At 46.1% G+C, this 25,883-nt stretch carries 20 protein-coding genes; 19 read left to right on the top strand and 1 reads right to left on the bottom strand.

The annotated features are described in order from the left end of the window. Positions 1-402: 402 nt before the first annotated feature. The 3 genes from ACXAH6_RS08430 to ACXAH6_RS08440 are packed head-to-tail and all read left to right on the top strand — an operon-like array spanning position 403 to position 4,250. A complete protein-coding gene (locus ACXAH6_RS08430) occupies positions 403-2,100 on the top strand; it encodes a glycoside hydrolase family 43 protein (protein WP_474876215.1) in 1,698 nt (565 codons plus the stop codon). Then, complete coding sequence (locus tag ACXAH6_RS08435; RefSeq protein ID WP_474876216.1) at positions 2,085-3,059, top strand: alpha/beta hydrolase fold domain-containing protein; 975 nt, start codon at positions 2,085-2,087, stop codon at positions 3,057-3,059. Before ACXAH6_RS08430 ends, ACXAH6_RS08435 begins: the two co-directional genes overlap by 16 nt. 36 nt (positions 3,060-3,095) lie before the next feature. Further along, complete coding sequence (locus tag ACXAH6_RS08440) at positions 3,096-4,250, top strand: pectinesterase family protein (RefSeq protein ID WP_474876241.1); 1,155 nt, start codon at positions 3,096-3,098, stop codon at positions 4,248-4,250. A 53-nt stretch (positions 4,251-4,303) separates the two neighbouring features. Here ACXAH6_RS08440 and ACXAH6_RS08445 read toward each other — a convergent pair whose 3' ends face one another. Further along, complete coding sequence (locus tag ACXAH6_RS08445; protein WP_474876217.1) at positions 4,304-5,515, bottom strand: DUF4861 family protein; 1,212 nt, start codon at positions 5,513-5,515, stop codon at positions 4,304-4,306. Positions 5,516-5,896: 381 nt separating this feature from the next. Here ACXAH6_RS08445 and kduD point away from each other — a divergent pair, with 381 nt between their 5' ends. From kduD to ACXAH6_RS08525, 16 genes are all read left to right on the top strand, one after another. Further along, entirely contained in the window at positions 5,897-6,649 is a 753-nt protein-coding gene (gene kduD, locus ACXAH6_RS08450; RefSeq protein WP_474876218.1) for a 2-dehydro-3-deoxy-D-gluconate 5-dehydrogenase KduD, read from the top strand. A gap of 9 nt (positions 6,650-6,658) precedes the next feature. Beyond that, positions 6,659-7,498 (top strand): 5-dehydro-4-deoxy-D-glucuronate isomerase, encoded by an 840-nt coding sequence (gene kduI, locus ACXAH6_RS08455; protein WP_474876219.1) that lies wholly within the window; start codon positions 6,659-6,661, stop codon positions 7,496-7,498. A gap of 10 nt (positions 7,499-7,508) precedes the next feature. Continuing rightward, entirely contained in the window at positions 7,509-8,486 is a 978-nt protein-coding gene (locus tag ACXAH6_RS08460) for a TRAP transporter substrate-binding protein (protein ID WP_474876220.1), read from the top strand. Positions 8,487-8,488: 2 nt separating this feature from the next. Continuing rightward, on the top strand, positions 8,489-8,983 hold the full coding sequence (locus ACXAH6_RS08465; RefSeq protein WP_474876242.1) for a TRAP transporter small permease: 495 nt from the start codon (positions 8,489-8,491) through the stop codon (positions 8,981-8,983). Continuing rightward, positions 8,974-10,269, top strand: coding sequence for a TRAP transporter large permease (locus ACXAH6_RS08470; protein WP_474876221.1), 1,296 nt, complete (start codon positions 8,974-8,976; stop codon positions 10,267-10,269). Before ACXAH6_RS08465 ends, ACXAH6_RS08470 begins: the two co-directional genes overlap by 10 nt. Before the next feature lie 8 nt (positions 10,270-10,277). Next, complete coding sequence (locus tag ACXAH6_RS08475; protein ID WP_474876222.1) at positions 10,278-11,057, top strand: IclR family transcriptional regulator; 780 nt, start codon at positions 10,278-10,280, stop codon at positions 11,055-11,057. Positions 11,058-11,117: 60 nt separating this feature from the next. Next, positions 11,118-12,152 carry a LacI family DNA-binding transcriptional regulator gene (locus ACXAH6_RS08480; protein ID WP_474876223.1) on the top strand — a complete coding sequence of 345 codons (1,035 nt, stop codon included), beginning with the start codon at positions 11,118-11,120 and terminating at the stop codon, positions 12,150-12,152. Between the two features lie 53 nt (positions 12,153-12,205). Further along, entirely contained in the window at positions 12,206-13,393 is a 1,188-nt protein-coding gene (locus tag ACXAH6_RS08485) for a glycoside hydrolase family 88/105 protein (protein WP_474876224.1), read from the top strand. A 157-nt stretch (positions 13,394-13,550) separates the two neighbouring features. Further along, positions 13,551-14,984 carry a glycoside hydrolase family 28 protein gene (locus tag ACXAH6_RS08490; protein ID WP_474876225.1) on the top strand — a complete coding sequence of 478 codons (1,434 nt, stop codon included), beginning with the start codon at positions 13,551-13,553 and terminating at the stop codon, positions 14,982-14,984. Then, positions 14,981-16,465 carry a UxaA family hydrolase gene (locus tag ACXAH6_RS08495; RefSeq protein ID WP_474876226.1) on the top strand — a complete coding sequence of 495 codons (1,485 nt, stop codon included), beginning with the start codon at positions 14,981-14,983 and terminating at the stop codon, positions 16,463-16,465. Before ACXAH6_RS08490 ends, ACXAH6_RS08495 begins: the two co-directional genes overlap by 4 nt. Positions 16,466-16,487: 22 nt before the next feature. Continuing rightward, the gene (uxaC, locus tag ACXAH6_RS08500; protein WP_474876227.1) at positions 16,488-17,915 is read left to right on the top strand and encodes a glucuronate isomerase; all 1,428 of its coding nucleotides are present in this window, start codon (positions 16,488-16,490) and stop codon (positions 17,913-17,915) included. A gap of 60 nt (positions 17,916-17,975) precedes the next feature. Next, entirely contained in the window at positions 17,976-19,436 is a 1,461-nt protein-coding gene (locus ACXAH6_RS08505; protein ID WP_474876228.1) for a mannitol dehydrogenase family protein, read from the top strand. Next, entirely contained in the window at positions 19,433-20,092 is a 660-nt protein-coding gene (locus ACXAH6_RS08510; protein ID WP_474876229.1) for a bifunctional 4-hydroxy-2-oxoglutarate aldolase/2-dehydro-3-deoxy-phosphogluconate aldolase, read from the top strand. Before ACXAH6_RS08505 ends, ACXAH6_RS08510 begins: the two co-directional genes overlap by 4 nt. Beyond that, positions 20,089-21,021: a sugar kinase gene (locus ACXAH6_RS08515; RefSeq protein WP_474876230.1), complete on the top strand. Its 933-nt coding sequence runs from the start codon at positions 20,089-20,091 to the stop codon at positions 21,019-21,021. The genes ACXAH6_RS08510 and ACXAH6_RS08515 overlap by 4 nt, the downstream gene beginning before the upstream one ends. Positions 21,022-21,031: 10 nt before the next feature. Next, complete coding sequence (locus tag ACXAH6_RS08520; protein ID WP_474876231.1) at positions 21,032-22,384, top strand: pectate lyase family protein; 1,353 nt, start codon at positions 21,032-21,034, stop codon at positions 22,382-22,384. Positions 22,385-22,798: 414 nt separating this feature from the next. Beyond that, on the top strand, positions 22,799-25,777 hold the full coding sequence (locus tag ACXAH6_RS08525; RefSeq protein WP_474876232.1) for a TonB-dependent receptor: 2,979 nt from the start codon (positions 22,799-22,801) through the stop codon (positions 25,775-25,777). Positions 25,778-25,883: the final 106 nt, after the last annotated feature.

A 25,883-nucleotide genomic window follows, 5' to 3' on the forward strand; every position in this document is an offset into this window, starting at 1 on the left:
TGTGTCACGACTTAACTGTAGGGAAGCTAAGTCGTATATTGTTGTGTGCAATGAAACGGATAATGACAGTGTAAAATCGGGAGAGAACTTAGCACTGTTTTTACATTTCATTTACAGGTTATGGTTTATTGCTACCGGTGGCAAATGGAAAATCACTCATATTTTAACCAGATCACCTGTATTTAATACGGTTTTAGATAGTGGTTTATTAATTATTTCTAATAAAACCATGGTGTTATGATATTAGCGAAGGCGAATGATGAAAATACGCTTTTGTTCATATTTGAATTAACACAAATTAATCATGTTGTTAACGCTGGTGATACGCTTTAGGCTCTTGATTTTTACATTGTCGCAAACTAATTTGCTACCGGTGGCAAGCACAGTATGGAGTAGATGGCTATGAGGTTAATGCGTTGGGGCAGTATACAGATTCTCGTGGCAGTCTTATTGCTGTGTGGCTGCTCTGAAACTTCGGTTTCCTATCCTAAATATAGTACTAAGTTACTTTGGCAAAGTGACCTGCAGAACGGTTATTTCCAAAACCCTATCTTGCATATTGATTACTCTGACCCCGATGTTGTAGCGGTAGGCGATGAGTTCTATATGACTGCATCGAGCTTTAACGCTGCTCCTGGCTTGCCAATCCTTTATTCGACCGACTTAGTGAATTGGCAATTAATTAACTACGCATTACCGCAACAAGTGCCTCATCATCGCTACTCGGTGCCACAACATGGCAATGGTGTTTGGGCGCCAACATTGCGTTATCACGAAGGAACATTCTGGATTTTCTATCCTGATCCAGACCAAGGCATATTTGTGATCCACACTCAAAACCCGCGAGAAGCATGGTCGGAGCCAAAGCTCATATTACCGGGGAAGGGAATTATTGACCCCGCACCGTTATGGGATGACAACGGCCAAGCTTGGCTGGTTCACGCATGGGCAAAAAGTCGAGCTGGGTTTAATAATGTATTAAGCCTGAGAAAGATGGCATGGGATGCTTCTTCTGTTGAGGCTGAATATGTGAATGTTGTTAATGGAGACGCTTTGCCTGGGTACAGGACTATTGAAGGACCTAAGTTTTATCAACGCAATGGGTTTTATTACATCTTTGCTCCTGCCGGTGGTGTAGAGCAAGGCTGGCAAACGGTCTTTAGATCAAAACACATCTCTGGCCCCTACGAAGAGAAGATAGTAATGCATCAAGGGAATACGATGATTAATGGCCCGCATCAAGGAGCATGGGTTCATACCTCACACAACGAAGACTGGTTTGTGCATTTTCAATCTCGTAAAGCTTATGGCCGAATTGTTCACTTACAGCCCATGGAATGGGTAAATGATTGGCCTGTGATTGGTGTAAGCAAGCTCCAAGCAGGAGCGGGGGAACCGGTTATTTATTACCGAAAGCCAAAGACCAGTCAACCGATGCCTTTACTACCCCAACCAACGAGCGATGAGTTTGATGGAACCTTGGGACTACAGTGGCAATGGAATGCAAATCCAACTCCGCAGTTGTATCGACTTGAGCAATCCGACCAACAGCTTCAGTTGTTTACAATGCCGCAAGTGAATCGTACTGGCGATAACCTTTGGATGACACCGTCGCTATTGTTGCAAAAGGTGCCAGCGGAAACGTTTGAAGTGCGCACCCTTGTTGATATTACTGCTCTTAATAACGGCAGAAGCGGCTTATTGGTTTTTGGTGAAGATTACGCATGGGTGGGTATTGAAGCGCAAGACGATGTTAAAAGTGTGGTGTTTAGTCAGTGCAAAGGGGCGAGAATAGGCTGCGATGAAAGTCGTCACAAAGTGGCTATAATGGAACAGTCACAAGTTGAACTTCGCTTAGTCTATCAACCGGGCAATACGGTCATATTCAGTTATCGCACAAACCTCGACAAGCCATTTGTCGTGGTGGGTGAGCAGTTTAAGGCGACACGAGGTCGTTGGGTTGGCGCAAAAATTGGGCTTTTCGCTGTATCTGACAGTGAAGATATTGACCCATTGAAACGTCAGTTTACTGCGTTTGACTATGTGCGTTTTTCTCCTTTAGGCATACATACTCAGGAGCTTCCATGGGAATCAAAATAGCGCGTTTATGCCTTTTGGCTTTGTTTGCAGCGGCGATGTCAGTCAACGCCACCATACCTATTGATGATAGCTATACCATTTCGTCTCGTTTTGCTCGATACAAACAAGATGACCCGGCTTTAACGTTGCCAACTATTCGCTTTGTAGAGGGGCAGCAGGTGCTGTTTAACCAGCGCTACCTTCTAGACGGTAAGCGAGAGTTGCATGCAGATGTGTTTTTACCTGTTGCTCAGGCAGAGGTGATGTCGCCTGTGATTTTACTCATCCACGGTGGTGGGTGGCGTTCGGGAGACAAAAGTCATTTTTACGCGCTGGCCAATCGACTCGCACAACAAGGCATTGGGGTGGTGTTGCCCGAATATAGGCTGTCTGCAGAAGCGTCTTATCCTGTGGGGTTACAAGATCTCTCCCGAGCAATTACGTGGGTGAAAGCGAACGCCGCAGCTTGGGGAGTCGACCCACAAAGGTTGAGTATTGGTGGTGGATCATCGGGAGGGCAAATGGCTGCGTTGTTAGGAACGACAGGGTCTTCAAAACTCTTTGCAACAAATTTAAATGATGATGTAAGGGTTAATGCGGTTATTGATCTAGATGGGGTGCTCGATTTCACCTCACCATTGGCTCTCAAAAATGAAAATAAAAAAGGCAGTCAATCTGCTGCAGCATTATGGTTGGGTGGAGACTATGACACAAAACCTGAAATTTGGTGGGAAGCGTCTGCGTTGTCTCATATTGATAAACATTCCCCCCCGTTGTTGGTGATCAGTAGTGGGCAAATGCGTTTCACTGCGGGAAAAGAAGCCGTAAAAAAAGCATTGGAGGCACAAGATGTTGTTTATCAGGAGTTTGTTTTTAGCCAAGTTTGCCACACGTTTTGGCTGTTCGAGCCTTATCTCTCTCAAGTAGAAGCTTTAATGGTACCATTTATTCACCGTGCACCAGCGCTCAGTGAAAAGTAAAATACTTCACGCATAACTCAAAAGGATACGTAAGTGATGAAATTTAAAGGGGTGACGTTGGCAACATGTATTGTGTTAGCGCTTTGTGGGTGCAGTAGCCATGAGCCAACGTCAACTATGGTTGTTCAAGCCGCGCAAAAAAATGCGCGTGTTACTTTTCAAGCCATTGTGAGCCAACAACCAATAGACACTCAACTTCCCGTTTATGCTTCAATAAATCAAGCTTTAGACGCTTTGGCCGAACAAAATTTGCCCCCGATTGTGATGGTATTGGCAGGTGAATATTATGAGCGCGTTGTGATTAATCGTGACAACACCAAAATTATTGGTGTTGGAAAAAAAACAAAAATAGTTTTTGACCGTTACGCAGGTCAGGCGGTGGCTGAAGGCAGTGATGAAACGTGGGGAACTTTTCGTACCGCAACAGTAGAAATTAACGCAACTAACGTTGCATTGGCTAATTTAACGGTAGAGAACAGTTTTGACTTTCTCACCAATGATGGCCGTGATGACAACGACCCCGCCAAGGTGTCTGGCTCTCAAGCGGTCGCGTTAAAAATAGCTGAATCTGCCAACAAAACCGTTTTAGACTCGGTGTATTTAAAGGGCTTTCAAGATACCTTATATGCACAAGGAGGCATGTCGTATATCACCGATAGCGAAATATGGGGTAATGTCGATTTTATCTTTGGTAATGGCAATGTGGTCATTGAAAACAGCCGCATAATTTCTCGCCCTAGAGCCGCAGAACATAAATATTCTGGATATGTCACAGCACCGAGCACACTTATTCAAGAAGATTGGGGGTTTACTTTTCTCAAGTGTGAGTTTGAACGAACGCCGGGCGTACCAGATAACTCAGTGCCTTTAGGCCGCCCTTGGCACCCTACCACCCAATTTACCGATGGTCGGTATGCCAACCCCGATGCAATCGGTAAAACAACGATTATCGAGAGCTTTTTAGACGCACACATCGCTAATGTTGGATGGGCGAGTATGGGGGGAACCAAAAAAGAGGGGGGTAAAAAACAGTTTCATCCACTTTCTGACGCCCGGTTTGAAGAATACGGAAATACTGGCCCTGGCGCTGTGATCTCGTCTTTGCGTCCACAGTTAAGCGACGACGACAGAATGCTTTACACAAAAGAGCAAATTTTCGACGGATGGACGCCTGTTAGCCCGGTTCGTTAAACACATGAGGGTTTGCCAACACGACTTGGCAAACCCTTTACTCAATAATCGGTTTACTTCACTGTGATCGGGTGATCCAACTCCGCGAGTTTATCGGCTAACCTTGCTTTAAATGCTGTTTCGCTTTTAACGCCGTCAGGGTGTTGAGGCCACTCCGCCATAATGTAATAGCTAAATGGTGAATCAGTGGCTGCAAATTTAACTAAATGATCATGTTCGCCGGTGTATGTGCTAACCGCTCGGTCAAGAGGGTAGAACAGGGCTAAGCCCAATTCATCATCTTCGCTAGCAAGGCTTTGCTTGCCCCATGACGCGATATATCCCCAGCGCTCACCTTTTCCTTCAATAAGTCCAACACCATGGTCAACAATACCGGTTACTAAATTATCAATCACCGCATCTGGCGTAACAGTGATTTTAGTCGCACTGTCTCCGGCGTGAATGTCGTAAGTGGTTTGTACGTCTACCGCATCGGTACCGTCGCTCCAACCTTTATAATCCACGTTAAAAGAGGCGCTTAGCTTGTGATTATAATTTAATGTGTAAGAGGTGCTCTCAACATTTTGAAAATGTAATACATTGCCATCAACCTCACGCCCTAGCGCTCCTACACCCAGCGACTTCCCTGCTTTGAGTACGTCTAATCCCCAATCTTGCATATGATGGTAGCTTTCGTAGCCGTCTTGTCCGGCCAAATGTAAGGATGGAGTAGTCACCGTTTTGGCAAACACATCTATGGCATTACGCCAATCAAGGTATAAGCGATAACCCATTTTGTCGCTTTCCCAACCCGGCCCTTCATAGCGCAGAAAATAAGAGTGATCTGTAAGTTGTTTTGGTGAGGTGAAAGTTGAAACTTCTTCAAAACTAAAGTGATCAGCTTTGTACGCTTTACCTTCCCACACACCTCCGGTTCTTACAGACAGCTCTGCATGGGCCAAATCTGGAGTAGTTGAGGTTTTTACTTCCATCAAATCAAGGGTTCTTGATTCGCCTGGCATTAACGCTGCAGCTACTAGAATAGTGTCGTTTTTGCCGTCTGAATCAGTGTCGATTAGTTCGACAAGTGAATTGTCGCTAGCGGCAGCAGCGTTAAATGATTGTGAATATTTATCTAGCGGTATTTGTAACAATTGTGTTGTTCTAGCACCACTTTTAGGATTGCTAATTGTGATAGAAAAAGACGATTCTTGACTGTCTTCACCGCAACCTGCAAGCACTAATAATGGCGCTAATAAAATGGAAAGTGCATGTTTTCTGTTCATCTATTTCCGCCTTGTAGTATTAATTCTTATTTAAAACAGTGTGTTGTGGGTTTTTATTTTGCGTGTAAACCCATTCCGTATCACCCATAGTGACAAATCTATGCAATTCTGGGTTGTTCTAATAGTGGCCATTATAAAAAAAAGGTTGACAAATTGCCACCGGTGGCAAAATATTTAATGAAAAGTGTTTCAAGTGTGAACAAAGTGTAATTTGTTAATGAGGTTTAGATAGCTTTTTGGTAGCCTATCACTCAGTAATTGTTCATATTTGAAGTAAATAAATTGATATTTGAAGCATTTTCTTGGTAGCGCTTGTTGCGAAGAAATCCCTTGCTAGGCTGTCAGCCCAATATCGAACCAAGTGAAGGAAGCAGGCACAACATGTTTAATTTATCTGGGAAAAAAGCGCTTGTCACAGGAGCAAGCCGAGGCTTAGGCCAGGCAATAGCGATTGGTTTAGCAAAGGCGGGCGCGGCCGTTATTTGCGCCAGTTCTCGTCAAGGCGGCTGCGCAGACACACTTGAAAAAATTGCCGAAATTGGTGGCGAGGCTACGGAATTGTCAGCGGATCTATCAAACACTGATGCGGTATTTGAGTTGGCTCAATCTGCACTAGCAACATGGGGCAAGATCGATATTTTGGTTAATAACGGCGGTACGATTTATCGAGAGCCTGCCGTCGATTATGACCTTGCCCAATGGCAAAACGTGATGCAGGTAAATGTAGATGCCACTTTCCTACTTTGCCAGCAGCTAGGTAAATCAATGATTGCCAACGGTGGCGGAAAAATCATCAACATTGCGTCAATGCTGTCATACAGCGGCGGTCTCACAGTGCCAGCTTATACCGCGAGTAAACACGCTGTTGTAGGTGTAACAAAAGCGTTGGCGAATGAATGGGGCAAATCAAATGTACAAGTGAACGCCATTGCTCCAGGTTATTTCAAAACAGATAACACACAAGCGATTCAGGACAACCCCGAACGTTACAACAGCATAACCTGCCGTATTCCTGCTGGGAGATGGGGCGACCCTGAAGACTTGCAAGGCGCAGCCGTATTTCTTGCAAGTGCGGCAAGTGATTATGTCAATGGCCATATTCTCGCCGTTGACGGTGGGTGGTTGGCGAGCTAGGAGAAGATCATGGAAAACTTTGAGACGCGTTACGCTATCGGGCAAGGTGAAGCGAAGGGCTATGATACTCAAGCGTTACGTGACGCTTTCCTCGCTGACAAACTCATGCAACCCGGAAAGCTCTATTGGATCTACACTCATTACGAACGCTTTATGGTAGGCAGTGCGGTACCAACGACCAAACCGTTAACACTTGAAACTCTTGATGCGTTGAAAATGCCCACATTCTTGGCGCGTCGTGAGTTAGGTGTGATCAATGTCGGCGGCGATGGCTTTATAGAAGCCGATGGCGATCGTTTCGATTTAGCGAAGGCCGAAGCGCTATACTTAGGAAAAGGTACAGAAACAGTGCGTTTTCATTCCGTCGATGCGACCAATCCTGCGAAGTTTTATCTCAATTCAGCGCCCGCACATTGTGCATTCCCAAATAAAAAAGTCGGTCACGGCGACGCCAACGTCTTGCACCTAGGGAGCCAATCTACCTCTAACGAGCGAGATATTAATCAGCTGCTGATTAACACCGTAGTCGAAACCTGCCAATTGCAAATGGGCTTAACCAAACTTGCTACCGGTAGCGTATGGAACACAATGCCTGCGCATCAACATGATCGCCGCAACGAGGTGTACTTCTATTTTGATTTAGCAGAAGACCAAGCGGTCTGCCACTTTATGGGGGAACCCACCGAAACTCGTCATATCTGGGTGGCAAACGAACAAGCTGTGATTTCACCTCCGTGGTCCATTCACTGTGGTGTGGGAACCGCGAATTATGCGTTTATCTGGGGCATGGCGGGGGAAAACCTCGACTATGACGATATGGATAAATTCCCTCCTAACGAGCTGAAGTAACAGGGTGTTAATGATGAAGTTTTTCAAAGTCAGTTTGCTTGTTAGTGCCTTTGTTTTGCTACTTGGTGGCTGCGTCCAGAAAGGAGAGCAAACTGTACTAAGGCTGGGGCATGGGCTAGATACCAAGCACACCGTACACAAAGCGATGGTGTATATGGCTGAACGCCTGCGCTATTACTCAGATGGCCAAATGGACATTCAAATTTACCCTAATGGACAACTAGGTTCAGAGCGTCAGATGGTAGAGCTGTTGCAAATTGGTAGCTTGGCCATGACAAAAGTATCGGCTAGCCCATTGGAAGGCTTTGTGCCAGCGATGAAAATCTTTAGCGTGCCTTACGTGTTTCGCGATCGTGATCATTTTTGGAATGTGCTGAATTCTGACGTGGGGCAGTCATTGCTCGATGGTGTGCAAACGGCGAGGTTAAAAGGATTGGGATATTACGATGCGGGGAGTCGTAGTTTTTACACCACCGACGCTCCCGTTCGTACACCTGCAGATTTAGTGGGTAAGAAAATCCGCGTACTAAATAGCCCAACGGCAGTGAAAACCGTTCAGGCTCTAGGAGGCGCAGCAACGCCAGTCGCGTGGGGAGAGTTGTACACCGCCTTACAACAAGGTGTTGTTGACGGAGCGGAAAATAACCCGCCGAGTTATTACCTATCACGTCATTATGAAATTTCTCGTTATTACAGTCTTGATGAACATACCTCAGTACCCGACGTGATCCTTATGTCACTGCCTGTATGGAATTCGTTAAACGAGAAACAGAAATCGTGGGTGAAGCTTGCCATGGCTGACTCAATCGAATATCAAAAATCACTGTGGCAAGAAGCGTCAGATGCCGCATTAGAAGCGGTTATTGCTGATGGCGTTACGGTGATTCATCCCGACAAACAAGCGTTTCGCGACGCTGTTGCACCTTTCCACGCGTCTTTAGAGGGCACCGAAGTGGGCAACGTACTAAACAAAATCAAGGAAATGTAGTGATGGAATCTTTGGTTAAGTGGGTTGATAAAGCCTTATCTTTCATGCTGATTTCTGCCATGAGTGGCATTTTACTCGCAGTGAGTTGGCAGGTGTTATCTCGTTATTTGTTAAAAGATCCTAGCTCGTTTACTGAGGAATTGGCGCGATTCCTACTCATTTGGATAGGCCTTTTAGGTGCCGCGTATGCTTATCGCACACATGCTCATTTGGGGTTAAATCTCGTACTGAATAAATTGTCACTGCCTAAAAAGCGCATAGCGATGATGCTTGTTGAGGTATTAGTGATTGTCTTTGCGAGCGTCACACTGGCCTACGGTGGTCACAATTTGGTGTACATCACGCTAGAGCTTGAGCAAATTTCAGCGTCGCTGGGTGTGCATATGGGTTATGTATATCTGGTTATTCCTTTGTCGGGTGCGCTTATTATTTTCTATGCACTGTATCACTTAACGTTATTGGCTGGGCGTGATTGGGAGTCTAAGTTATGGAACTAACCGCCATTGTTTTACTGGTTTTGTTTTTTGTCCTTCTGATCGCCAACGTACCTATTTCTGTGTGTATTGGTTTAGCAACCCTTGCAACGCTACTGATGAATATGGGCTTAGAGCCTGCCGCTACGACTATTGCACAGCGTATCGCAGGTGGCTTAGATAGCTTTGCATTGTTAGCCATTCCTTTCTTTATTCTGTCTGGGCTACTGATGGGGCAGGGGGGCATAGCCAAACGATTGATTGAATGTGCAATGGCATTAATAGGTTCATTGCCAGGTGGTCTTGCTTTGGTAAACGTATTGTCTTGTATGTTTTTTGGTGCGATTTCGGGGTCTTCTGTTGCCGCGAGTTCTGCAATTGGTAGCTTTATGCTGCCTGAAATGAAAAAGAAAGGCTACGACCCCAAATTTAGCGCAGCAGTAACGGCAACCGCAGCTACCACAGGTATGCTCATTCCGCCGAGTAATATTCTTATTATCTACGCGGTCGCAAGTGGCGGTGTATCAATCGCGGCGTTGTTTATGGCTGGGTATCTTCCTGGATTATTGGTGGGGCTAGCACTGATGCTGGTTTGTGTTGGGTATGCTAAAAAAGAAAAGTATCCAGTTGAGGCGCGAGTACCTTTTACTGTGGTGATGGAAAAATTAGTCGCCGCATTCCCTAGCTTGTTCCTCATTGTGCTGATTATAGGCGGAATTATTGGTGGTATTTTTACGGCCACTGAAGCCGGCGCCATTGCGGTTATCTATTCGATGTTTTTATCGATGGTGGTGTATCGAGAAGTCAAACCGGGTCAGCTCACTAGCATATTTTTGAAGGCCGGAGAAACCACAGCCATTGTTATGTTACTCATTGGTACCTCATCGGCAATGTCTTGGTTGTTGGCGTATGAAAATATTCCGCAAACGTTAAGTGAATCTTTGCTGTCATTGAGTGATAACCCACTGATGATATTGCTTCTTATCAACCTCGTCTTAATTGTTGTTGGCGCATTTTTAGATATGACACCAGCGGTGTTAATTTTCACGCCAATCTTTTTGCCGGTAGCCATGGAGCTGGGTATGAGCCCACTACATTTCGGCATCATGATAGTACTTAATCTTTCCATCGGCTTGTGCTCACCTCCTGTTGGCAGTGTACTTTTTGTCACCTGTGCGGTTGCTAAGATTCGCTTGGAACAAATTATTCGGCCGTTATTGCCGTTGTATTTCGCCATGTTCATCGTACTGATGTTAGTGACATATGTACCTTGGATTAGCGAAGCTCTACCTGCTCTGTTTGGTCTGTAGGAGGATGTATGGATCGCTACCATATTCCCAGTGTTGCACATGCTTGTTCTGCCTTTCGTTTATTGTCTGAAAATGATGGTGGGTTAACGTCGGTTCAGCTAGAAGAAGCATTAGGTTTACCGCGAACGACCGTGTTTCGGCTATTGCGAACACTTGTTGCTGAGCAGATGGTCGAAAAGCGTGGCAAGAAATATCACTGTGGTGCTGGCTTGATGAATCTTGGGTTGCAGATGATCAACTCAGATCGCCTGCATCAAATAGCGATTCCATACGTACAACGCCTGGCGTTAAAAACCGGGTTCACGGCCCATTTGGCTGTCCCGAATAACGGTACTGCCCTTATTGTTGAAGTGTTTGATAGCCCTAATCCGTTGCGAGTGGCTAGTCGCCCCGGTGTGCGGGCTAAAATGCACTGTTCGTCCACGGGAAAAATATTTTTAGCGTTTTTGTATTACGACGAGTTAGAGCTTCTTCTAGGGGACGAGCCGCTGGAAAAACGCACAAAATTTACTATTACCGATTACCCTTCTTTGCGCAAAGAACTGCAGCGTGTAGTTGGGCTAGGCTATGCCACCGACGATCGTGAATATCACGATGACGTGCGTTGTTTGGCGGTGCCGGTTAGAGATAATCGGGGCGTTGTGGTTGCGGCATTGGGAATTACCGCACCAGCGAGTTCGTTCCCCAAATCGCAAGTTCCCCACGTCGCTAATATTGTAAAAGATGCGGCAGTATCGATTTATAAAGAAGCGTATCAACTGCATATGAAGCAGGAATCGCGCGCTTGAAACTTGTGTTGATAGAGTTAGTGCATTAACTTGCCTGTTTTGCCCGACAGAGTAACGACGATGAGCGATAAAAAACCGACAATAAATGACGTCGCCAGAGAAGCCGGTGTATCAAAACGCACGGTATCACGCGTGTTAAATGGCTCAAATAGCGTGGGAGAAAAAACCCGCGCAAAAATTCAGGAAGTCATCGACCGATTAAAGTTTTCGCCTGATAAACAAGCACGAGGTTTGGCGTCGAGCCGTTCGTATTTGATTGGGTTGATTTACGATAACCCCGATGCACTCTACATCGACCAAGTACAGCGCGGTGTATTGCAGGTTTGCTCTAGTAAGGGGTACGAGCTTGTTGTTCACCCTTGCCAATATAAAGACGAAGCAATGGTGCAAGATTGCCTAGGTTTTATCAGCCGGTCGCGCATTGACGGGGTGATTGTATTACCGCCTGTATCTGAAGCGAAACATTTAGCCGCAGCGTTAAGCGAGGAAGGGCATGCTTATGTTCGTATGGCGTCGGTAGACATTGACGACCATGCCAATATTGTGGTGTCGGATGATCGCGCTGCGGTAATGGAAATGACAGCCTACCTGACCTCTTTGGGCCATACAGATATTGCGATGTTGACAGGGCCAATAGGCTATCACTCATCAATAGAGCGTTTGCAAGGTTTTAAAGACAGCCTTGTAAAGCAAGGTTTGCCACTCGATGAAACTCGTATTGTAGAAGGCAAAAACTCTTATGAAAGCGGTTTGGAAGGGGCGCAAAAGTTGCTGAACTTAACCCCAAGACCCACCGCAATATTTGCCAATAATGATGAGATGGCAGCTGCGATATTACGCGTTGCGCGAGCGATGAATATTGATGTTCCAAGCCAGCTTTCCGTGGCGGGGTTTGATGACAACTTGTTGGCCTCTCGTATCATGCCGTCACTAACGACTATTCAGCGACCAGTTAGTGCAATGGCTAACCTTGCCGCTGAAAAAATTATCCAAGCAATTGAGAAGAATACCAAAACAGAACTAGTCAGCGATCAGTTTTTAATAAAGCCTCATGTCATTGTTCGTGAATCTACCGCGCCAGTAACTGGTAAGTAGGTCGGGGAGAAGTGTGCCATGAGGTTACCCTACACACATAACAGGAGTGAATCATGACATTGCTTTCCCAGCGAATTCGAGGCTATGTAGTAGGCCTTGTAGTTGGCGTTATTTGGAGTTCAAATGCTTTAGCCAACACGGATTGGGCCATGCAGATGACGCAATCAGAAATAACGCGGAACCCAAAGGCGTGGCAAATTGAGGGCTACGAAAAACCTAAATGGAATTACACCCAAGGTTTGGTGTTACTCGCTATGTCGAAAGTGTACGAGCGCCAACCCGATGACAAAATCTTTGCTTATATCAAAGACTATGCCGATACCTTGATCGACGAAAGAGGTGAAATCAAAGGCTACCGCTTGGACAAATACAATATCGATATGATCAATGCGGGCAAGATATTGTTCTTTTTGTACGAGCACACTCATGATCCACGTTACATCAAAGCGATGCATGTGATGCGTAAACAGCTAGCTGATCAACCACGTACCAGTGAAGGTGGATTTTGGCATAAGAAGATCTATCCATTCCAAATGTGGTTGGATGGTCTGTACATGGGTACACCTTTTTACACCCAATACGCAGTTTGGTTTAGTGAAAGCAGTGACACATTTGATGATATCGCGAATCAATTTGCCATTTTGCAGCGTCATGCAAAAGACGAAAAAACTGGGCTGTTATATCACGGCTGGGACGAGAGTCGTCAACAACAGTGGTCTAACCCAGAAACCGGTGTATCACCACACTTTTGGGGCCGTTCATTAGGTTGGTACGCGATGGCATTTGCCGATGTTTTAGAATACTTCCCTAAAGGTCACGCCCGACGCGGTGAGTTGGAAGGCTATTTCAACGACTTCGCTGAAGCAGTCAGCAAGGTACAAGACAAGTCTGGGTTGTGGTATCAAGTGGCAGACTTACCTAACCGCGAGGGGAACTACCTCGAAGGTTCAGCCTCCAGTATGCTGGTTTATGCGCTTGCTAAAGGTGTGCGTTTAGGCGTGTTAGACGAGAAATACCAGGCTGTCGCTGAGAAAGGTTATCAAGGTTTGTTGGACAAGTTGATTGTTCAACAGGGAAGTGAAATTTCAATTACGCAAGTATGTGCTGTGGCTGGACTAGGCGGCAACCCTTATCGTGACGGTAGTTTTGATTACTATATTAACGAGAAGAAGCGCGATAACGACCCTAAAGCAACAGGCCCCTTTATTCTCGCTAGCTTAGAGTTACAAGATAAATTCTGAACAAAAAGTTTACATGTTAATAAAATGTACCATTTGCGCTGATATGTTTGACGGGAAGTGTTTATTTTAGCTACAATGCCACCGGTGGCATAAATGTAAAAAGTATTAACGTTTTTCGCTAAACATGGCGTAACAAGTAAAACAGGAGCCGGATTTCATGCACCGACGTACCCTACTAAAAAGCGTTCTGGCCCTGGCGGTCGGCGCTGCTCTGCCAGGTTGTTCAAGGCAGGACAGCGCTGTATCGCACTCCACTGATTGGACCCTAGCCAATAAGATCGTTGCTTCAATTGCTGTTCCTGAATTTCCTGATCGCGACTGGAACGTGAAGGATTTTGAGGCCAAAGGTGATGGGCAAACCGATGATACAAACGCTATCGCGCAAGCGATTCAAGCGTGTCACAGTGAAGGTGGTGGTCGAGTGGTAGTGCCTGCTGGGCGTTATTTAACTGGTCCTATACACCTCAAATCCAATGTCAATCTACATGTAGAGAAAGACGCAACCCTCGCGTTCGTTACCGACCCTTCGCGTTATTTGCCAGAAGTGCTAACACGTTGGGAAGGTGTTGAATTAATGGGTTATTCGCCTTTGATCTACGCCTTTGAACAAGAAAACATCGCGGTTACCGGCGGTGGTACGCTTGACGGTCAAGCGGACAATGAAACCTGGTGGCCGTGGAAAGGGCCTCGCAAAGACGCCCATTGGCGTCAAGACCCAGTAGAAATTACCCAAAAACCCGGTCGAACCAAGTTGTTTGATGATGCCGAAGCCGGGGTTCCACCTGAGCAACGGATTTACGCAGAAGGGGCTTATTTACGACCGCCTTTTGTGCAGCCTTATCGCTGTCAAAAAGTGCTTATTGAAGGCGTTACAATAATTAATTCACCGTTTTGGTTACTCAACCCAGTGTTGTGTGAAGACGTAACTATTCGCGGTGTCGAGTGTCGCAGTCACGGGCCTAATTCAGATGGGTGTGACCCAGAATCTTGTAATCGGGTTTTGATTGAAGATTGTTTGTTTGATACCGGCGACGACTGTATTGCGCTTAAATCAGGTCGTAATGCCGATGGGCGTCGTATTAATAAGCCGGTTGAAAATGTCGTGATTCGTAATTGCGATATGAAAGATGGTCATGGCGGGCTCGTCATGGGCAGCGAGATCTCAGGCGGTGCACGCAACATTTTCCTTGAAAATTGTCGAATGAGTAGCCCTAATCTCGACCGTGCAATCCGTATCAAAACAAACTCTATGCGTGGTGGAGTTGTTGACCATATTCGCGTACGCAACGTCGATGTTGGTCAAGTGAAAGACGCCATCGTTGTGAATTTCCACTATGAAGAAGGCGATGCAGGTCAGTTCGATCCTACGGTTAAGAATGTTGTTATTGAAAACCTCAATGTTCAGCAAGCTCGACACGCGATGGTGATACGAGGGTTCGAGCGTGCACCAGTTCAGGATTTTGTATTAAAAGACTGTCATTTCCACCAAGTTGATAAACCCAGTACAGTTGAATTTGTTGATGGATTGGTATTTGACAAAGTGACCCTTGCGGGTAAGCCACTTTCGGTTGAACAGGTGGTGAACGTATGACACAGCAGGCACTAATTCGTATTCACACGCTTGATAATGTCGCAGTAGCGACTCGTGAAATCGCAGCTGGCGAGCACATTGAAAGCTTGGATCTCACAGCATTAGACACGATTCCAGCGGGCCACAAGGTGGCACTTCACGACATGGATAAAGGTGAAACTATCGTGAAGTATGGCTTTGCTATCGGTGGTTTAACTGAGGCGGTAAAGCAAGGCCAGCATATCCATAGTCACAATTTGAAAACGCAGTTGTCGGGGCAAATTGAATATCAATATGAACCGGTAAGCGCGCCTCCTAAAGCAGCAAAAGCAGTGCCTACTTTCATGGGATATCGCCGTAAAAATGGCAAAGTCGGGATCCGCAACGAAGTGTGGATCATCAACACGGTTGGCTGTGTAAACCGTACAGCTGAGCGTATTGCTTCACTGTGTAGCCAGCGTTATTTCGGGCAGGCTGATGCCTTTTTGTCATTTACTCATCCATTCGGATGCTCACAGCTTGGTGACGACCTCGACGATACGCAAAAGATTCTAGCCGCACTGGCCGGGCATCCTAACGCCGGAGCGGTACTGATCGTTGGTTTAGGCTGTGAAAACAACCAACTTGATGCCTTATTGAAAGCGGCAGGAGATATCGACCCTGAACGAATTCGATATTACAACTCACAACAAGTGGGCGACGAAGTCGAAGAAGGGGTTAAAGCGGTGGCTGAAATGTTACCCGCGATCGCCACAGATGAACGTGAGCCTATTCCAGCGAGCGAATTAGTTCTCGGCATGAAGTGTGGTGGCTCAGACGCATTCAGCGGTATTACCGCTAACCCGCTTGTCGGACGAATGTCTGACATGATCACCGAAGTTGGTGGTACCGCATTACTTACTGAAACACCCGAAGTCTTTGGCGCCGAGCAAATATTGATGAACCGCGCAAAAGACGAGCGCACCTATGAGCAAATTGTATCGTTGGTACAAGAGTTCAAAGAGTATTTTATTGCTCACAACCAACCCATCTATGAAAACCCCTCGCCCGGTAACAAAGCTGGTGGCTTAACCACGTTGGAAGAAAAGTCTCTAGGCGCAATTCAAAAAGGCGGGCAGGCGATTGTTCAGCAGGTACTAGACTACGGGCAGCCTGTTACACAGAAAGGTTTGGTGATGTTACAAGCGCCGGGTAATGACGCGGTGTCTTCTACTGCGTTGGCGGCAAGTGGTGCACATATGGTGCTATTCACCACTGGCCGAGGCACGCCGTTGGGCTTTCCCGTTCCCACAGTGAAAATTGCGTCGAATCCAGGTTTGGCAGAGCGCAAACCCCATTGGATCGACTTTAATGCAGGTCGCATTCTAGAAGGAATGGACGCAGAAGAGTGTGCAAAAGAATTTTTTAATCATTTACTGGCGATTGCCTCAGGCCATCAAACCAGAAACGAAATTAACCAAACCAGAGAAATCGCTATATGGAAACGCGGCGTTACTCTCTGATGAAAAAGCTGGAGCTTAGATTATGAAACCGACTGGTAAAGCGCTGAACTTGCATCCTGACCGTCTGTTCCCGAGTGATCCTGCCGTTAGAGATATGGCGCGTTCACTTTATAACGAAATTAAAGATTTACCTATTATTAGCCCGCACGGGCACACCGATCCTAGTTGGTTTAATGAAAACCAGAACTTTGGTAATGCAGCCGAGTTATTTATTCGCCCTGATCACTATGTGTTTCGGATGCTTTACAGCCAAGGTGTGGCGTTGGAGTCGTTGGGTATTCCTCGTTATGACGGCGCAGAAGTAGAACAAGACCCGCGCAAAATTTGGAAACTGTTTGCCGACCATTATTACTTATTCAGAGCAACGCCGTCGCGTATGTGGCTCGATTCTGTGTTTTCTAATGTATTTGGAATCGATGTTGCGTTAACGCCTCAGTCGGCAGACTATTACTACGATACTATTACCGAAGCCCTTGCTACAGAAGCGTACAAGCCTCGTGCGTTAATGGATCGTTTTAATATTGAATTGATCGCGACCACAGAAGGCGCATTAGATCAATTGCCACATCACAAAGCGATAGCTGGAACTGGATGGGACAAGCGCGTCATTACGACGTTCCGCCCTGATGATGTTGTCGATGCATCTCGCGAAGACTTCGTAGAGAACATCACACAATTAGGCAAAATAACGGGTGAAAATACTGCAACGTGGCAGGGGTATTTGGCGGCACTAAAGCAACGTCGTGCTTATTTCCGTCAATATGGCGCGACAGCGACTGACCATGGTCACCCAACAGCGCAAACCGCTAATTTAACCACTGACGAATGCGAATCTCTTTATGCTCGTTGTATCAGTGGTCAATCAACCGAAGCTGAGCAAGAAACTTTCCGCGCACAAATGCTTACAGAATTGGCCGGAATGAGTGTTGAAGACGGCATGGTTATGCAAATTCACCCAGGAGCATCACGCAACCACAACCCTGTGATTTTTGAGCGCTTCGGTCGTGACAAAGGCGCAGATATGCCTTCCCAAACCGAGTATGTCAATGCGATGAAGCCGTTACTGGATAAATTCGGTAATGATCCGCGCTTAAACATCATTTTATTTACCCTTGATGAAACCGTTTATGCCCGTGAGCTAGCGCCATTAGCGGGACATTATCCGTGTTTGAAGTTGGGGCCAGCGTGGTGGTTCCACGACAGCCCTGAAGGCATGTTGCGCTTCCGTCATCAGACTACGGAAACCGCAGGTTTCTACAACACAGTTGGTTTTAATGACGATACGCGTGCTTTCTTGTCTATCCCAGCGCGCCACGATGTTGCACGTCGTATAGATTGCCGCTTCTTAGCCGAGCTGGTAGCCCAGCATCGCTTGGAAATGGACGAAGCCCATGAGCTCGCTTATGACTTAACATACAAGTTAGCTAAACAAGCCTACAAGCTGGGCTAAGACTTTATTCGCCGGTTAATGCAATAGCACAGCCGGCGTGCTTTCGACTAAGGAATTCAAATGTCGCAATTAAACCAATCTACCTTGGGTTCACTGCCTGATTCAGTGGGCACGCCACAGTACGATCGCACAGAGAAGAATATTGGCATTGTGCACTTAGGGCCAGGCGCATTTCACCGTGCTCACCAAGCCGTGTTTACTGAAGACGCAATGCCGTTTGGTGGTGACTGGGGGATTTGCGGTGTGTCGATGCGTAGCCGTGGGGTAAAAGAAAACCTCGCAACGCAAGACAACTTATATACCTTGGCGATTATCGATAACGACAGTCGTTCGCAAGTGATTGGTGCGCTTAAAGAAGTACTTGTGCTTGCTGATGATCGCGAAGCCATTGTCGCGCGCATGACCGCACCCACCACGCATATTATTAGTTTGACTATCACTGAAAAGGGCTATTGCCTGAACACCCAAGGTGGTCTTGATGTCAATCACCCAGATATTCAACACGACCTTGCACATCTCGATTCACCAAATAGCGCTATCGGTTTGATCGTACAAGTTTTGCGGCAGCGTTTTGCTGCTGGGATTGGCGAAATCACGGTAATGAGCTGTGACAATTTGGCTGATAATGGCGACAAGCTTGCTACTGCGGTTTGCGAATTTGCAACTCAGATTGATCCTGACTTAGCGAATCAAATCCGTCGAGAAGTGGCGTTTCCTTGTTCAATGGTAGACAGCATTACTCCGGCCACCGATGACGCGTTAAAAGCGCAAGTGTCTGAACAGTTGGGCGTAACTGACAATTGGCCCATCCAGCGTGAAGCTTTTACTCAATGGGTGATCGAAGATCATTTCACAGGCCCGCGTCCCGCATGGGATAAAGTGGGGGTAACCTTAACTTCTAACGTGAATAACTATGAAAAAGCGAAACTACGCTTACTGAATGGCAGTCATTCTACGTTAGCTTATCTAGGTATTTTGTGTGGTCACGAAACAGTTTACGAAGGGGTGAGTGATGACGCTCTCGCTGCCTTTGTTGAGAGTATGTTGGCCGAAGAAGTGGTGCCTTCATTAAACGCACCAGCAGAAATGCAAATTGAAGCATACATGCAAGCGGTGTTGAAGCGTTATCACAACCCGCATATCCGTCATATGTTGGCTCAGATCGCATGGGATGGCTCTCAAAAATTGCCGTTCAGATTACTCGGTACAGTACGAGACAACCTTGAGCAAGGTGTGTCTGTTCGTAAACTCTGTGTAGGTGTAGCCGCTTGGTTCCGTTTTCTTAATTACAAAGCGCGTGTTGGTACAGAACTGGTGGACCCAATGGCATCTGTGCTTCTTGACGTTGCGAAACAAAGCGATGGTTCAGCTGAGGATGTGCATAGATTCTTGGCGATCAGCGATGTTTTTGCGCGCGATCTTCCCGACAACCCTGTTTTCGTTAAAGCGCTGACTCAGGCGTACGTGCAACTCGCAGACTTGGAAACCCAAGGTGCGCAACTTCTCAAGGACTATTTATGAGCAAAACTGTGACTGGGCTATCTCATGCCCTTAATGGCGTACCCCTGTTGCCCATTATTCAATCGGATCAACCTACTGAAGCCGTGCAGATCGCAAAAGCTATGCAGCGGGGCGGAGTGACAAGCGTAGAAGTTGTGTTGCGTACGCCTCAGGCGCTGGATTGTATTCGAGCAATTCGCAACGAGGTTGATGTGCAAGTTGGTGTCGGTACGGTAATGACACAAGAGCATATTGCTCGTTCAGTAGCGGCAGGTGCGCAATTTATTGTGACACCCGCAGCAACACCAAAGTTACTCGATGCATTGATCGACAGCGGTGTGCCTTTTGTTCCTGGCGTAGGCGGCCCTTCTGAAGTGCTCACTGCATGGGAAAAAGGAGTGCGCGAGATGAAGTTTTTCCCAGCGGGACAGCTGGGAGGAGTACCAATGCTGAAGTCTATGGGCGCAGTCTTTCAAGATGTTCGCTTTTGCCCTACAGGTGGCGTAAGTGGCGACAATTTATTGGACTTCCTAAGTCTTTCTAATGTCTTTGCCGCAGGAGGGAGTTGGTTAAGCCCTGCGAGTGCAGTAAAGACAAAGGATTGGGAAGTTATTCAACGGTTATGTGAACAAGCAGTGAGTGTTATTACTCGCATGCAAGAAGAGAAAGTAGCATGAAAAAACGTGTGTTCTTCGGTGAATGTATGGTTGAACTCGCATTGCGAGAAACCGGCATTTACCAGCAAACTTTTGCCGGTGATACCTTTAACACCGCTATCTATCTTAATCGCTTAAATCAAACTGAAACGGTGAGTTATCTTACTGCGGTTGGCAAAGACGACCTCAGTGAAAAGCTAACACAGTTTATGCGAGAAGAAGGTCTGGGTACTGAGTTGGTGTTTACGTCATCAAGTCGTACGTTAGGGCTTTATATGGTAGCGACGGATCACACCGGAGAACGCAGTTTTACTTATTGGCGCAGTCAATCGGCTGCGCGTGAAACCTTACCATTATTGAGCCAATGTGGTGGCGTTGAATGTTTACACGGTTGCGCTAGTTTTTTCTTTTCTGGTATTTCGCTTGGGATCTTAAGTGACGAAGACAAAGAAAAGTTGTTTGCTTTAATTAGCGAATTAAAAGCGAAAGGTACCGAAATTATTTTTGACCCGAATTATCGCCCATTGCTTTGGGACTCAGCAGAACACGCAAAACAATGGACAGATAAAGCATATGCTGTTGCTGATATGGCATTTCCTGGCGGTGATGATCATGCGGTTTTATATGGTCATAAAACGAGTGCCGAAATTATCAGCCATGTTCAGGCATTAGGGGTAAATGAAATTATCTTTAAAAATGGCGCCGACGGTGTGCAAGTGGTGACACCAGGTAATCACTGTATTGTGCCCACATTCCAAGTGGATAATGTCGTCGACACAACAGCCGCGGGCGATGCTTTTAACGGTGGTTATTTAGCGGCGAGATTCGCTGGGCAGTCGCCTGCCGATGCCGCGCAATTGGGCGCGAGAACGGCTGCTTTTGTGCTTGGATATCGAGGTGCAATTGTACCAAAAGATGTGTTTAGCCATCACCACAGAAAAATAGCTTAGGAATACCGCAATGAGTACGATATTACGCGTGAAAAATAAAATAAATAAAGTCGCCACCCTCGTGCTTTTGGTGTTTGTTGCCGCCTGCACTGCAACCGAATCTCAAGTGCCTTTAGCTTTTGACGGTGCACAAGGCTTTGGTAAATATACGCAAGGTGGTAGAGGCGGTACTATTTACGTCGTCAATAGTTTAGAAGATGACGGAAAAGATCCTCAGCCGGGTACCCTACGCCATGGTTTAAAGCAAGAAGGCCCACGTATTATCGTCTTTAGCGTGAGTGGTGTGATTCATCTTTCTAAACCATTAGAAATAAAACAGGGTGATCTCACTATTGCTGGACAATCTTCTCCAGGAGGGATTGTAGTTGCAGGAGCACAAACCGACATTGAAGCGGATAACGTCATTATTCGCTACGTGCACTTTCGACCCGGTAAAGATCAAGGTGAAGGCGATGCACTAACCGCCAGACGCCGCAGTAATATTATCATTGATCACTGTTCATTGAGCTGGGCCAATGACGAAGTGGCATCTTTTTACAACAATCAAAACTTTACGCTGCAATACTCAATGATCACCGAAAGTTTAAATAACGCCGGCCATCACAAAGGCAGTCACGGTTATGGTGGTATTTGGGGAGGGAGTAAAGCCAGCTTTATTCACAACGTAGTGGCACATCATCACAGCCGTAACCCCAGAGTGAATGGTTACCGCTTAAATGCTCCGTATCAACAAATTGATGAGCTAACCGATATTCGCAACAATGTTTTTTATAACTGGCGTGATAACAGCGGCTACGGCGGTGAAGGTGGGCGGTTTAATTTAGTGGCGAATTACTACAAACCCGGCCCGTCAACAAAGCCGATGCGGTTTTTCCAGTTATGGAGTGACGAAAAGTTACCACCAACCGAAGCTTACATTGCGAATAATGTTATGGCAGGTAAGAGCGAGATGTCTGAAGATAACCTCGCTGGTATAGAAATTAAGAATGATAAAAAATTAACGCGAGAAGAGCACAATGCAGTACTCGCGTCCAGTTTGTATCCAACGCCATTTGGTATTGGCGACATCGTTCCCAGCCAACCGCGCCTATCAGCCGAACAAGCATATGATATTGCGATAAATCAACGAGAGGTGGGAGCAAACCGAAATGCTAACGGACTGTTTGTAGATTCAGTTGATGCTCGTCTGTTGCATGAAATTGCCACAGGCACTGTTCACATTAAAGACGGTATTATTGATAGTGAGTTAGAAGTGATCAGTTCTTGGTCAGACTATGAAGCGCAATTTAAGGCGTTTCCTTCGGTCGCGCTACCGGAGCAATCTCACATTGAACAATGGCTGGATAAACTCGGTCAGTTCTAGTTTTACGACCAATAGTGGGGCATTATAAATCGACGTGATTTGCCCCACATTCCCTTCCGGTTTTTCTCTTGGCGAATTCTCTTATTCGCACCCTCAATAAAATGTTCACAAGATGTTAATTGCCTTTCTTTGTGCCCTGTATGTTTGTTGAACGTAATTGGGCTAAGTAAACGCAAATATTATGTTTTTACTATGCTTTATTGCTATTTCATAAAATTATTCACTATTTAATATTTTTCATATTTTGTTTACCTTTTATTGACAAGTTTTTGGGCAACTGACTACTATTGCCACCGGTGGCATTGAAATGAACGAGTAAGAAAAGCGTCAATGTCGCTCACCACTTTGCATAAAAGCAGTGATAAAGATGCATCAGTGGTTCGGGATACAATAAAAAGCCAGGAGAAACTCCGCATGAAACGCTTTCAAATAAACACATTGGTTGCTGCTGTTGCGATGGCCTTGCCTGTAATGGCACAAGAGTCGTCAACCCTACAAACCGCGCAAACCACCACTGACGCTCAAGCACAACAAGCTGGGCAGAACACACAACCCACAGATACAAATGCCCAAGACGACCTTGAGATTATTGAGGTAAAAGGGGTAAAGCAGGCAGATTTAAAAGCACGTGATTTAGAGCGTATGAAAAACGGCTTTAGCTCCGTGATTGCCACCGATGATTTAGGCAATTTTGTTGACCAAAATGTCGCTGAATCACTGCGTCGTTTACCCGGTGTCACACTGCAGCGCAGCGAAGGCGAAGGTAAGTTTGTTACCGTACGTGGTCTAGGCCCAGGCTTCGTATCGGTGAACATGAATGGTTCGGAAATGGCGGGTGCTGGCGAAGACCGTAAAGTTGGCCTTGATGCCTTACCTGCTGATTTGCTCGGTACGATTGAAGTATTAAAAACACTCACGCCAGATCAAAACCTAAACTCCATTGGCGGTACGGTGAACGTTAATGCAATTTCAGCCTATGACCGTGGTAAAGACACCTTAAAAATGAAGGTGCAAGATGCGTACAACGAAATGCGAGAAGAGCATTCACCACGTATCAGCTTAGATGGCACTAAGTTCTTATTCGACGAAAAGGTCGGGATTGGCTTTGCGCTGTCGTGGGAAGACAGAAAAACCATGGTGGATGAAACTCGCCACCACAGCACAAATGAAATGAAGTTTTATCAGGCTGATTTGGGCAAAACCGATGAGGAAATAGCTGCCGGTCCCGAAATTTTAGGCCCATCACAGTTAGAGAATCGTCGCGAAATTGCTGACAGAACACGTACAGCGGGCGCACTAAACATTGAATATAAACCCTCAGATACCGCTTATTACTACGTAAAAGGTACCTACACAAAATACACCGATGGTGATTTAGCCTTACGAGAGTTTTATGACTTCCAAGACGCAGGTTCAGTTGGTAGTGGTGAAATTGTTTATGTTAACGACGACACTAAAGAATTCATTTTAAGTGACATCGACGTATTTCATCAGCACTTCCTTCAAGAAAGTACCAATACTAAATTAACCTACAGCTTAGGTGGCCGAAACATGATTGGTGAATCATGGACGGTTGATTACGAAGTCGCGCGCTCTAAATCAGAAGAAGATTCTCAAGCGGATCGCCGCGTACAGTTCCGCGAGCGTGATTTGATCGTTTATGGTCGTGGCACGCGAAACAATATTGATGCGCGCGTATTAACACCAGATGAAGCCGCAGAGATTGCAGGTCTCACCTACGATCCTGATGACAGTATTTTCGGAAGCTCGGGTTCAGGTGATGTGACTGATCTCAATAACTGGCAATTCGATAACTTGTTCCTTGAAGGTGGTGTGCGTACCGACGACTTAAAAAGTGCGGCGTTTAACATTAAGAAAGACCTTTATCTTCCTCTAGTGAATTACGTGAAATTTGGCGGCCTATTTACTACCCGTGATCACGAGCGTGATAAGAACCGTTGGAGTTTTGCCCCATCAGCAGACGATTGTAATGACGATCCAGACTGTATTGCAGTGGTCAATTCTACGTTGGCGGATTACGAAAGTAGTATTCCTGCAAACAGTAGCTTCCAATATCCGTTTGAATCGACCATGACAGTGAACGAGATGGTTGCCGTTACACGTCAAACGGTAGATAGCGCAACAAATGGCGAAGTGTCTATTGAGAGTACTAAGGGTGACTACACCATAACGGAAGACACAAAAGCGCTATACATTATGGCTGAAACCCCATTGGGTTACGATGCTAACTTGATTACGGGTGTACGTTGGGTAGAAACCGATTTTGCTTCAACGGGTTTCATGTCGTTGGAGAATGACGACTTTGAATTTAACGGCGCAGGCGCAGGCGCGCTTGATATTGCCATTCCGTTACCAGAGGCGTCGATTAAATACTCTCAATTCTTCCCGAGTGCGCATATTAAATACGAGCCAACAGAAGATATTCTCGTTCGCGGAGCGATTTGGACGAGCTTTACGCGCCCATCGTTTAAGCAGGCTCGTGCTTATGGCATTTTCGATGCGGATATCGAGTTGTGTCCACCGGGCAGTGATGACTGTGATGACGACCAAGGTGGCGCGTCGGTTCGTCAGTTGCAAGATTATGTCTTGTCGTCTGATAACGCATTGGATGTGGGTAACCCCAACTTAACTGCAATGACTTCCATTAACTACGATGCATCAATTGGCTGGTACCCCAGTGAAGATCTATTTATGGAAGCCGCGATCTTCTATAAAGACATCGATAAATTCATTGTTGATGTTAATGGCGTAACTATGTCTCTTGCTGACTTGCCAGTGAAATTGCCCGTTAACCAAGTGACAGAGTTCGTTATTCCTCAAGACCTCGTGCTTAACGAAGTCAACATCACCCTCAACGGTGAGAAGGCGGTGGTTTACGGAATTGAATTGAGCTATAGCCAATACTTCGAGAACGGCTTGTTTGTGCAGTCGAACTTAACCTTGCTCGACAGTGAAGCCACCTTAGATGGTTCGATTCGCCAAGACAAAGTTGCATTGCCAGACCAAGCCGATGAAACCTTTAACCTCACCGTAGGTTGGGAAAACGAAACCTTTTCTGCCCGTTTAATTGGTAACTATCGTTCTGAAGTATTGGAGCAAATTGGTGCCTGCCCAGATAGCGTTGAGCTGTCGAATGTGAAGCAGTGTAAAACCTGGGCGGATCAATACCAAGCTGGCTTTACAAGCGTGGACTTTAAAATCAAATACGACATTACCGACGATATTCAAATGTACTTTGATGCCCTCAACATCACCGAGGCAGAAGACTTGCGCTACTTTGTTGGCAATGAGTACAGCGGCGGCAACATTCTTTACCAAAAAGAAAAATACGGCCGTAGCTATCAGCTAGGTGTGACTATTAAGTTCCTGTAATTACGTAAGCACTCACTACAAATAAAAGAAAGAAAACAAGGTGTGTAACTGGCCAGTGTTAGCAGTGTGGGAAACATAAGCCAGTTTGCCCTACAAGCTCATCCCA

The sequence above is a fragment of the Alteromonas sp. ABE4_545 genome, assembly GCF_056161325.1.